The sequence below is a fragment of the Ligilactobacillus sp. LYQ135 genome (assembly GCF_053711055.1).
On record NZ_JBSJYT010000006.1, the window covers coordinates 1 to 11893 of the forward strand.

Genomic DNA, 11893 nt, shown 5'->3' on the forward strand with positions numbered 1-11893 from the left:
ATAGTGCGGTGATGATGGCTTGAAGGATACACCTGTTCCCATTCCGAACACAGCAGTTAAGCTTCAAAACGCCGAGAGTAGTTAGAGGAACGCCTCTTGCAAGGGTAGGAAGTCGCCGTGCAATTTTGCGGAAGTAGTTCAGTGGTAGAACACCACCTTGCCATGGTGGGGGTCGCGGGTTCGAATCCCGTCTTCCGCTTGATACTTCTGCGATCGCAACAATTTTGTTGCGATTTTTTTATGCCTAAACTGTAAAATAACTAATCTAAATAGAAAATAGGTTGTGATAAAAAATCGCAACCTATTTTTACTAAAGGTAAAATTTACTATTTAAGAGATAATCGGCTTTTTAAAAGCGTCTTTATTGTGGATAAAATTTCATAAACTTTGGATGTTTTAATATTAAGATGTTTTGCAATTTCTTTAGGAGTTTTACGTGAAAATAGGTGGAAATATAAAATTTTCTTTTCAAAGTCATCTAATCGACTAATTGTGGTAGTTAATTCCATTTTTGATAAATAAATCGACTCAGCATTATATCTTAAGTTTGATAGTTCTGTAATCTTGTGATCATTTGCTGCAGTGGTTTCATCATATGGAACAGTCATTTCGTTAATAATTCTTTTTGCACTTTTTTCTTGGCGTAATAAAGTACAAAAATGACGTTCTAAATTATTTTTGTAAAAAGCACCAAAAGGAACATTATACTGTTCATCAAATGTCTTCATCGAAGTAAAGCAAACCAATAGTGCTTCTTGGTGGAGATCCTCTCTATCATATAGTGCGAAATAATATTTTCTACATAAGCGTAGTACCATTGGAAAATATTGGTTATAAGTGGTTAACAAATCTTTTTCGCATTCACCTTTAGTAAAATCATACTCAACGAGATTGTACGCTTGCTCTTCTGTCATTTTTAAACCTCATTTCCTATGATTAGATTTGATTGTAATCAGTTATATTAGGATGGAAAATGAGGTATGTTAACTTCAGTTCATTTAATGGAGTTATTACCATGACAGGCTAAAAAGAAGTGTTTGATAAACTAGAAATAATAATTAATTTTTTAGTTGAATTATGATAAAAAAGTTACAAATGAGGCAATTTCTTTTTTATGTGGAACTGTTTTTTTATTTAAGTAAAAGAAAAAGGTACTAACGAAGAAACTTTATCTTTATTAGTACCTTAAAGTATCTAACCATTATTTCAAGAAATGTCTTTAACGCTTCATATTGAGTATTAACAAAATTACCTATTTTTTGACTTTCCCTTTCTAGATAAGAATCGATAGTAATTTTCGAACATGATAAGGTGAAGTTTTTAGAATATTTTCAATTTCTTTAGTTGCTTTTACAGCAGAATTCCTATATCTAGTATAGACTCCTTTAGAAGTGAATCCTTCACTTGCAATCATATATGGCTTGTGTCGGTATGGCTTAATTTTAATTATAAAAATTTTATCATTGGGGTAAATGTCAATCAAACTAAAAGGAGTGAGACAAAAATCATTGTATTAAAAAACAGGCATAAAGCCTGTCATGTCAGTACTATTTGACTCCTAAAATTGTAGTTTAAAAAATAAAAGAGTTTCAATTAAGCCACTTATCGGGTTTGAACCGACGACCCCCACCTTACCATGGTGATGCTCTACCTACTGAGCTAAAGTGGCATTTACTACCTAGTAAGTATATTATATTATTGGTATTGTTGCAATAACATTTTGAATGAAAGAGGAAAAATAATGAAACGCTTGATTATTTTATGCGGTGCATCTGGCACAGGAAAAACAACAATTCAAAACTATTTAAAAGAACGGTATCAAATGCCACGAGTGATTACTCACACTACGCGTGCGATGCGTCGCGGAGAACAAAATGGCGTGGATTATTATTTTGAAACCGATGAAAGTTTTGCAAAAAATCATTATTTTGAATCAGTAAATTATGATGGAAAAAAATATGGCTCTTCTAAAGAAGCACTTGTAAAGGCATGGGAAAAGCATGATTTTGTAACCTTAGTGGTAGATACTGCAGGAGCAATCAAATATGTAAAACAATTGGGCAAAAAAGTTGCAGTTTTACATGTACAAGTGCAAGATATAACCAAGTTGAAAAAAAGGATGCTGAAACGTGGCGATCAATTAGCGATTATTGAAAAAAGAATCAACAGTAAGGAAAGCCAACGCGACAGGCAAATCCCTGAAATTTTAAAGCCATATTCGTATATTGTGAACAATGATAATTGGGATGATACCAAGCGATCAGTCGACACAATTATTCAAAAAATTAAATGCAAAAAATAATCAAAAAGGTATTGTCTTTCATAAATTCTGGTGGTAAATTAAATGCGAATTGGTAAATTTAATGAAAGGGTGAAATGATGATTGACAGTGCGCTTCAAATTTTAAAACAAAATAACTATAAATTAACCAAGCAACGCAAAGATCTATTGACCTATTTAAATACATGCCAAGAAGAGTATATGAATGTTTCAAAAGTTGATGAATATATGCACCAACTTTATCCTAAAATGAGTCATAATACGATTTATCGCAACATTCGTGACTTTAATGAGCTTGGAATTGTTGAACTTCAAACTAAACACGGTGTATTACAAGTGAAATATCAGTGTGATTTTGATCATGTTCACCATCATCATTTCATTTGTACAAGCTGTGGTAAGGTTCAAGAACTTGAAAAATGTCCCATGGAGCAATTTGAAAAGCAACTTCCAGGATGCAAAATCAGTGGACATAAGTTTGAAATTTACGGAATTTGTGCGGACTGTTTGGGAAAATTCAAAAATAGTTAGCAGATTTATCATAAATAATATTTAAAATAATTTAAGAGAGCAAAGAAGAGTTGAAAGGAGTAGATTAAATGAAAAGAACAGCGCCATTTATTACGCCGTTTGCGATTTTTTCAGCAGTACTGGCATTAGGAGCTACGAATGTGGCAGTTAATACAGTAACTCATACTTCAGAAGGCAAGCCCAAAACTGAAAAAGTATCACAGTCTTCAACTGTAGCCAAATCAACTACGGCAACTGTTAAAAGTAGTGCTATAAAAGTGTCTGCAAAACGGCCTTCAAGTGATGACGCATCAATTAACTCAGTTGATGCAAATGATTCTTCAGTGCCAACTAATGCACAAAATCAACAGAATCAAAATAATACAAGTACAACTACTAACGATAATCAAACTGGTGATCAAGCAACTAATAATACTGATAACACCAACAATGCCAATACGGATACAACAACTGATGGTGATACAGCAAACAACACTAGTCAAACTGCAACTGCACGCAATGTGGGTGGAACTAATACTAATCAAAATAATAATAACCAAACAAACCAGGCTAATAACAATCAGGAGTAAAGGAGTCGAATAAATGTTTACTTTTTTAGATATGATTCGCACTTCTTTAAACTATGTTAATTTAAGCATGGTTTTAAAGAACCGAATTTATACAATTATTGCTTCCATCGGTAATTTTTATCTTTTATATGTTGCAATTAAATTTTATATTAATGGGTATTGGGGACGTGGAACGCTTTTCTTAGCAGCGTTTTTAGCAATTTTATACTTCTCTTACCTTAACTTATTATATTATTTTACTAAAGATAAAAAATCAAAGATCGATATTTCACCTTGGATCGAAAAGACTTTGCACATTGAAAGTAAGGATCCAATGACAGCAGCAGAAGAAGAACGGCGGCAAATTGCTCCAGGATATGTTCAAACTAATGGAATTTTTACGGATGAAGACTTTTTGCCCGCTACAGTAGTACACACTTTTGAGCAACAAAAAAATATTCAAGAACTAGCTAGTCAGTTAATTCGAATGGATTACATGAAAGTTGACTACCGAGGATTAAATGAAGATGAAGTTCTGGAAAAAATTCATCAAACAAATCAACCGGTTAAAGCTTTAGCTAATCCAGTTGCTTTACCATACTTTGAACTTAGTCGTAAAGGTAATTCTTTAGTCGTTTTAGGTGGAATCAATCAAATAGAACGAAAAGAAGTTGCGACAATCAAGGAAGTTGGTTTATTAACTGCAAAAGAAGCGGTTAAAAGATATGAATTATACTTAGCAACTGCTGTAATTACAGGTGGTCCGGAAGAAATTGCTGGACGTACCGGCGTGATTGAAAAAAATCTACCATATCAAGTAGAAGTTCAAGTTGCATACCGTAAAAAAGATGCACAATCAACAACAACTACCATTAACAAAAATGAATCAAGCTCTTCAGCTTCATTACGATCTCGTCGTTCAAAAATGGCCAGTGAAGTTGAGTTTGATACTTTTAATACAAATGATGAAGGTCAAACAGATCAACCTTTAAGACGGACACAACATGAATCTTTCGAAGAAATGATTCCGCGAAGCAAGCGTTGGAAGCGTACAAATAAACATTAATAAAAAAGCCGTGATGTTTAATCACGGCTTTTTTATTAGTCTTGTACTTCAAATGATTGAAAATGCTGTTTTAATCTGGGAGCAACGCGAGCCTTAATTAAGGTTCCATCGGCTTGATAAGTAGTTTCAAGCACGTTAGCTTCCTTGTTTAAAAGATCAACATAATGACCTTGAGCAAAAGGAATTAAATATGTTTTGGTTTCATAATCCTTAAAAAGTTCTTTTTGTAAAAGTGTTAGCAACATTTGAATTGACTTTTCATCACGTGCACAATATGTCAATTGATTGCCTTCAATGCTTGGATAAGGAAGGTGAGCCTTGTCTGCTTTATTAAAAGCATAAATCATTGGAATATCATCAATGCCAATTTCTGCTAGTGTTTGCTCGGTGGTTTTAATCATTTGCCGGTAGTTGGGATCAGAAATATCAATAACTTGAATTAATAGATCCGCTTCAGCAGCTTCTAGTAAAGTGGATTTAAAAGCTTCGACTAGTTGATGAGGCAACTTAGATACGAAGCCAACAGTATCACTTAAAATAAACCGGTTATTATTAGGTAAAGTGATTTTACGCACATAAGTATCAAGGGTCGCAAATAGCATGTCTTTTTCAAAAACACGTTTACTTGAATTAATGTGCAAATAATCTAAAATATGGTTCATTGTAGTTGATTTACCAGCATTGGTATAACCAACTAATGCAACTGATTTTAAATCGGACTTTTGCCGTTTTTTACGTTGAACAGCGGTATCTTGTTGAATTGCCTTAAGTTCTTTGCGTAAACTAGCAATTTGTTTTTGAATGACCCGTCGATTTAATTCGATTTGGGTTTCACCACTTCCACGGTTAGTAAAACCACCACCAGTGTTACCACCCGCAGTTTGTTGATCAAGTTTATTAATACTTGCGGTTCGAATGCGTGGAAGTTGATATTGAAGTTGCGCAATTTTAACTTGGAGCTTAGCAATGCGAGTATGGGCACGCGAAGCAAAAATATCAAGGATCAAAGCAGTCCGATCAATAATATCTAATCCAGTTTCCTCTTCTAAATTACGAATTTGTGTTGGCAATAATTCATCATTAACGACAAGCGCATCGGCATTGAACATTGCACCTTTTTCACGAATTTCTTCAACTTTTCCTTTTCCAAAATAAGTGGCTGAAACGGGGCGCTCAATATTTTGGCGCACTTCGCTGACCACATCCATATGATCAGCTGCCGCTAAATTAGCAAGTTCAGTCATTGTATAATCGAAGTTGGGTTGTTCATTTTCAATCCCACCAATAATAACTGTTCTCATTTTAAAAATCCCAATCTATTAATATTATCCTATTCATTTAATCTTCCAAGTGATTTCCGGAGTTTTTCAACCACATCGCGTTCGCCGGAGAAGATGATATGGTCGTTTAATTGAATCCGTGTATCCCCATGTGGAGCAATGGCACGTCTATTCCGGAAGATTCGACTGATTGTAATGTCTTTAATAAATGGCAATTTGTGAATTTCAAGTCCAGCATAACGGGCATTTGTAACTGTAACTTCGTAAATACGAGCATTTCCACCATTTGAAAGAACTTGAAGCATTGATGGTGATTCAATTGCAGTTCGTAAAACATTAACGTCCATACTAAATTTATTGATTGTATCAATTCCAGCTTCATCCAGTTCTTTTTCCATTGTATCGGCTGGATCGCGGGTTTCAATATATGAAATGACCTCTTTAACTCCATATTTTTTAGCATTCATCGCTAAGTTATAGTTAGTTAACGTATTATATGCAAGGACTAAAATATCAGTATCAAAGACTTCATTTTTGATTAATGCCTTTGGATTAAGCGAATCAACCAGTTTTACATTTGCTCGTGATTTGTAAGTAGTATAATCGGTTTCTTTATCAGTATAAATAGTGACATCATACCAGTCTTTAGCAACTTGTTGTGCTGCTGGAACGGTTAAGAAATTAGCCCCAATGATGCTAACAGTTGTTTTGCGTACATCTTCCGGTTCTGGTTTATACATGCGATTAAAGAGCATTGGACCGAAAATACATGTTAAGATTCCTGCTAAAATAAATGCTCCAGATTGTTGTGAAGTAATTGCTTTAAGTTGTTCAGCAACCGCTAATGTTGCTAAAACAAGTGTAATGGTTGTTGATGAAAGCATTACTCCAGCGCGTGAATTTCGTTTAGAAAAACTGGTTTTAAAACCAAAATATGCAGGTACTTTAACTAGCATAAATGCTAGGAAGAACAATGGAATTAAAATTACCGTATCAGGCGAAGTTAAAAGTGATGGAATATTTAACTTAACCCCGGTGATAACAAAGAAGAACGGAATAAAAATTCCATATCCGATTGAATCTAATTTACGTTGAGTTTCTTTAGCTGGTTGAAGTAATTTAACAACGATTCCAGCAACGAAGGCTCCTAAAATATTTTCTGCACCAACTTTTTCAGATAAAACTACCAAGGTAATGATAATCAAGAAAGCTAAGCGAACATCAAGTTGAGTAGTGGCTTTGTTGATTTTATCAAAGAAGGTGAAAAATTTACGAAAGCGTCGGAAAAAGATCGCAGCTACAATGAAAATCAAGGAGATTAACCATAAAGTTTCACCTTTACCAGAATAAATTGATGAATATACAGTTAATGCCAAAAGCGGCACAACTTCACCTAAGACTGCGAATAAAAGTAAAGTTTGACCAAAAGGCGTACTTAAAAGTTCTTTTTCCTTTAACAGTGAAATCACAACTCCAAGTGAAACCGTTGCAAATAAAATGGTTGCAAGCATGAAGTTTGAAAATAGCCCCGAAACTTTAAAGAGTATCGCTAAAACGACCGCAGTTACGACTGTAAAACCATATGCTAAAATTGCGGTTTTTAGTGGTGAAGTTTTAGGCTTTTCATTTTCTTGCTTAATTTCAAGTGGTGTCATTTGGCTTTTACTATTCTTTTTAAACAGTGAAAAGTCAATTTCCATCCCACTTAAAAACATTAAAAAGATAACCCCTAATGTTGAAAGATAGTTCAAAACATTATCCATGTGAACTATATTTAAGAAACTTTTTCCCAAAATGATCCCTACAATAACTTCAGCTACGGAAGTCGGAATAACTGAAATTTTGTAATTGGATAGAATCATAGGCGTTGCAAAAATTGCAAACGTTACGATTACTAAAGAAAGTGTCATAAAAATAAAATTCCTCTTTCGTTTAAAATATACAGTTCCATTATATAAAGAGGGTGCTATATAGTCTAGTTTTCTAAGACAGTTTTAAAAATCTTTACTATGAATGAAGTTGATTACTTAGATTTTGCTTAATAAAGTTAAAGATTGTCATTAATAAAGCAGGAATCACTGCGCAAAAAGCAATGGCGATAAATATGATGGAAAAATGTTGTTGGACAAACGGAACTCGGCCAAAAAAGTAACCAATAAAAGATCCTGCCACAACCCACAGTAAAACTCCGATGGCATTAAAAAAGGCAAAGCGCGTTGGTATCATTCCAATTGTTCCCGAAATTAACGGGACAAAAGTCCGAATAAAAGGGATGAAACGTCCGAAAATAACTGTCTTCCCACCATGACGTTGATAAAAATTAATTCCTGCATTTAGGCGACTTTCAGTAAGATGCTTTTCAAAAAAAGGAAGTTGTTTCAAGTGACGCCCAATTTCAAAATTGACACTATCACCGATCAAGGCAGCAAGAAAGAAAACTAAAAGCAGGATTTTGATGTTCAAAATTGATCCTTTTACAGCTGCAATGGTACTTGTAAAGAAGATTAATGATTCTCCCGGAAGAAATGGAAATACAACCAAACCTGTTTCCATGAAGATCACTGCAAAAATTAATGCATATGACCATATTCCAAGAGATTGAATCAATGGAAACAAGTATTCTTTAAAATGCAAAAGAATATATAAAAGATGTGTCATCCCATTTACCTACTTTCAGTAATTTATATCTATTAAGTATTTTACTGCGATGTGAAGGAGATTAGAAAAGGTTATGCCTTGATTTGCATAATCTTAATTTAATGGAAGAGAATGTGAAAAAATCCTGAAATTTCAATACCCGCAAATGCATCTTCAATTCGCACGAAAGGGCTAATATGCTATAATAGTATAACTTGTATTTTGAAAAGAAAGGGGCCACTAATATGAGTGTTGATAGGATTAAAAAGCAAGAGCAACAAAGAATGGATATGGTCGTTGATAAGATTAAGGATGCAGAAAAGAAAAATCAACAAAATATTGCAAATGCGGAAGCAGACGAACGTGCAATTCAAGCTGATTTCAAAAACAATGTGCGCATCAAAACATCGACATATTCAGGAATGATGGACACAGCCCTTTCAGTTCGGCAGCAACAACAAATGCTTCAAGAACGCGAAAATAATTGGCGTCAAGCAAGTCGCGAATTGAAAATTTTAGAAAAATTAGAAAAGAAGCCTTACTTTGCCCGGATTGATTTTCAAGAAGAAGGCGAAAGTAAAACAGAATCAGTATATATTGGATTGGCAAGTTTTTCAGATACTCCAGATCATTTTTTGGTGTATGATTGGCGAGCACCAATCTCAAGTATTTACTATGATGGTGGTTTAGGAAAAGTTGAGTATGATACTCCCGATGGCAAACAAACTGTTAATTTAACTTTGAAACGTCAATTTATGGTAGAAAATGGGAAAATTATTTCGTTATTTGACACCGATGAAACGGTTGGCGATCAGATGTTACTTGAAGTTTTGGATGAATCATCTGATATTAAAATGAAGAGTATCGTAACAACGATTCAAAAGGAACAAAATAAAATCATCCGTGATACTCAATCAGATTTATTGTTTGTACAAGGAGCGGCTGGATCAGGAAAAACTTCAGCGGTTTTACAACGGGTAGCATATCTTTTATATCGTTACCGGGGAAATTTAAATTCAAGCCAAATTTTGTTATTTTCACCAAACCAGTTATTCAATGATTATATTGATCGCGTTTTGCCAGAATTAGGAGAACAAAACATGGTACAAATGACGTTCTATCAATATACTCAACGGCGAGTGCCACGAATTCATGTAGAAACTTTGCAAGAACGGTTTGAAGAAAATAGTCATGGATTAAACAAGAAAATTAAGGCACTCAAAGATAGCTTAGCATTTTTCAATGCAACCACGTGCTATGCAAAGCATTTGGAAAAAGCTGATATGGACTTTAAAGATATTAAGTATCAAGGAAAAGTCGTTTTCAGTCGTGAAAAAATTCGTGAAATTTACTATAGTTTCAATGCTAACTATCATTTACGAAATAGACTGAGTGCTACTAAAGATGAGTTATTAAAACTTTTACACCGGAAATTAAATCAAGTAGCTAAAACAGATAAAGTTCAAAAGGCAGTTCAAGATTTAGGACAAGAGGAATTGAATGCCTTATATGGTGATAAAAATCGGGATAGCTTTGATAGTGGCGAAGCGGAGTTAATGTACCTTGCTAAAAACTATGTGATGAAACATTTTCAAAAGATTCGCCAAACAATTATTCATAATCGCTTCATTAATATTAATAAGCAATATTATGACTTTTTAAAGGCAATTCCCCAAATGATGAATTTAAAGTCATATCACATCGAAAATGATGAGTGGAATGCAAATGTTGAAAAGATCAAACAAAACTTAATTAACCGTAAACTTGAAATGACAGATACAACGGCTTACCTATACTTATATGATCTCATTACAGGTAAGCGTGGTAATGCTGATATTAAGCAAGTTTTCATTGATGAAATTCAAGATTATACTGCTTATCAATTAGCTTACCTTAAAACTGATTTTCCACGAGCAAAATTCACCATGTTAGGTGATTTGAATCAGGCAATTTTCACGAAAGAAAATAGTCATAGCTTATTAAGTGAGTTATCAACAATGTTTGATCCAAGTAAAACAAAAGTAGTGCAGTTAACCCAATCATACCGCTCAACGAAGCAAATCACTGATTTTACTAAAGGTGTGCTAGTGAATGGCGAAAAAGTAACTGCTTTTAACCGTAACGGAGATTTACCAACAATCACAGTTGACCAATCCAATGACAAAATGATTGCGGATGTGATTGCAAAATTGCATCAAAATGAAGCTGATAAAATGACGACGGCAATTATCGGCAAAACTCTTGCAGAATGTGCAAAATTAACTGATGAACTTAAAGCGCGTGGTGAACATGTGACTTTGATTAAAACAGAAAATCAACGGTTAGTGGAAGGCACCTTGGTCATTCCTGCATACTTAGCTAAAGGATTGGAATTTGATGCAATTATTATGTGGAATGCTACTAAGGAAAACTACCATGATGAAGATGAACGCCAATTAGTGTACACAATTTGCTCCCGTGCGATGCATCGATTAGATATTTTTGCTGAAAAACAGCTATCACCATTATTTGATACGGTTAAAAAAGATACTTATAAGTTAAGCGATCGAACTTAAAAATATAAAGGGAGAAAAAATATGGAAGAGGCATTAAATTACTATAAAATTCCACGAAAAAAGTGGCGCGAATATTATGAAAAAAATGTAGTTCCCTTAACGAATACGGAGCTTGAACGAATTAAGTCATTAAATGACCGCATTTCCCTAAAAGATGTGCAAGAAATTTACATGCCCTTGGTTTACTATCTTCAAATGCAATTGAATGTACAACAATACAAGGAAGAACAAACGGCGTTATTTTTAAATAAACAACTCGAAAATGTTCCGTTTATTATTGGAATTGCTGGTTCGGTTGCAGTCGGGAAGAGTACAACGGCGCGCTTGTTGAAAATTTTATTAAAGCAAGCATTTCCCGGGAAAAGTGTGCAGTTAATTACAACTGATGGTTTTTTATATCCTAATAAGTATTTAGCTAGTCATGACTTAATGAATCGCAAAGGTTTTCCTGAAAGTTATGACATGGAAAAATTAATTAGCTTTTTGGATAATGTTAAGAACCGCAAAAAAGCACAAGCTCCAGTTTACTCACATCAAAGTTACGACATTATTCCAGAGCGTTTTGATGTAGTAGATAATCCTGATATTTTGATCGTTGAAGGCATCAATGTCTTGCAGTTGCCTTCAAATCAACAAATTTATGTGAGTGATTACTTTGATTTTTCAATTTACGTGGATGCCAAAGAAGCAGATATTCGGCGGTGGTACTTAGAGCGCTTTGGTATGTTACTTGATGGAGCTTTTAATGATCCCCATAATTACTATTATTCATTGGCGCAAGAAGGTAATCGTGAAAAAGCCTTTAAGATTGCTAAAAACACTTGGGAAAAAGTCAATCATCCAAACCTGCATAAGTATATTTTACCCACTAAAAATCGGGCTGATTTGATCATGAAAAAAGAAAGTAATCACGTAGTAAACGAACTATTATTACGTAAATTCTAAAAAGAACTGCTAAATTATTGAAATAAGCCGAACTAGATTGACATTATTCGA

At 34.0% G+C, this 11893-nt stretch carries 10 protein-coding genes, 2 tRNA genes and 1 rRNA gene; 8 read left to right on the forward strand and 5 right to left on the reverse strand.

Annotated features, from left to right (window positions below):
- Positions 1-4 precede the first annotated feature (4 nt).
- Positions 5-121: ribosomal RNA gene (rrf, locus tag ACWCL1_RS05890) — 5S ribosomal RNA — on the forward strand.
- Between the two features lie 6 nt (positions 122-127).
- A tRNA-Gly gene (locus ACWCL1_RS05895) sits at positions 128-199 on the forward strand.
- 127 nt (positions 200-326) lie between these two features.
- Here the strand turns inward: ACWCL1_RS05895 and ACWCL1_RS05900 are convergent.
- Complete coding sequence (locus ACWCL1_RS05900; protein WP_454545983.1) at positions 327-914, reverse strand: sigma-70 family RNA polymerase sigma factor; 588 nt, start codon at positions 912-914, stop codon at positions 327-329.
- A gap of 682 nt (positions 915-1596) precedes the next feature.
- Positions 1597-1669 (reverse strand) — tRNA-Thr (locus ACWCL1_RS05905).
- Positions 1670-1741: 72 nt separating this feature from the next.
- On the opposite strand from ACWCL1_RS05905, the gene ACWCL1_RS05910 reads away from it, so the two are divergent.
- From ACWCL1_RS05910 to ACWCL1_RS05925, 4 genes are all read left to right on the forward strand, one after another.
- Positions 1742-2302 carry a guanylate kinase gene (locus tag ACWCL1_RS05910; RefSeq protein ID WP_454545984.1) on the forward strand — a complete coding sequence of 187 codons (561 nt, stop codon included), beginning with the start codon at positions 1742-1744 and terminating at the stop codon, positions 2300-2302.
- 77 nt (positions 2303-2379) lie between these two features.
- Entirely contained in the window at positions 2380-2811 is a 432-nt protein-coding gene (locus tag ACWCL1_RS05915; protein ID WP_454545985.1) for a Fur family transcriptional regulator, read from the forward strand.
- 68 nt (positions 2812-2879) lie between these two features.
- Positions 2880-3380 (forward strand): hypothetical protein, encoded by a 501-nt coding sequence (locus tag ACWCL1_RS05920; protein ID WP_454545986.1) that lies wholly within the window; start codon positions 2880-2882, stop codon positions 3378-3380.
- 13 nt (positions 3381-3393) lie between these two features.
- Positions 3394-4425: a DUF6681 family protein gene (locus ACWCL1_RS05925; RefSeq protein WP_454545987.1), complete on the forward strand. Its 1032-nt coding sequence runs from the start codon at positions 3394-3396 to the stop codon at positions 4423-4425.
- A gap of 35 nt (positions 4426-4460) precedes the next feature.
- Here the strand turns inward: ACWCL1_RS05925 and hflX are convergent, their stop codons facing one another.
- The 3 genes from hflX to ACWCL1_RS05940 form a co-directional block, all read right to left on the reverse strand.
- Positions 4461-5726, reverse strand: coding sequence for a GTPase HflX (hflX, locus tag ACWCL1_RS05930; protein WP_454545988.1), 1266 nt, complete (start codon positions 5724-5726; stop codon positions 4461-4463).
- Between the two features lie 29 nt (positions 5727-5755).
- A complete protein-coding gene (locus ACWCL1_RS05935; protein ID WP_454545989.1) occupies positions 5756-7615 on the reverse strand; it encodes a monovalent cation:proton antiporter family protein in 1860 nt (619 codons plus the stop codon).
- Between the two features lie 97 nt (positions 7616-7712).
- The gene (locus tag ACWCL1_RS05940; protein WP_454545990.1) at positions 7713-8363 is read right to left on the reverse strand and encodes a VTT domain-containing protein; all 651 of its coding nucleotides are present in this window, start codon (positions 8361-8363) and stop codon (positions 7713-7715) included.
- A 224-nt stretch (positions 8364-8587) separates the two neighbouring features.
- Between ACWCL1_RS05940 and helD the strand changes: the two genes are divergently transcribed.
- Together helD and coaA are read left to right on the forward strand one after the other, a co-directional pair.
- Positions 8588-10897, forward strand: coding sequence for an RNA polymerase recycling motor HelD (gene helD, locus ACWCL1_RS05945; protein WP_454545991.1), 2310 nt, complete (start codon positions 8588-8590; stop codon positions 10895-10897).
- A 21-nt stretch (positions 10898-10918) separates the two neighbouring features.
- Positions 10919-11842 carry a type I pantothenate kinase gene (gene coaA, locus ACWCL1_RS05950; RefSeq protein ID WP_454545992.1) on the forward strand — a complete coding sequence of 308 codons (924 nt, stop codon included), beginning with the start codon at positions 10919-10921 and terminating at the stop codon, positions 11840-11842.
- Positions 11843-11893 lie beyond the last annotated feature (51 nt).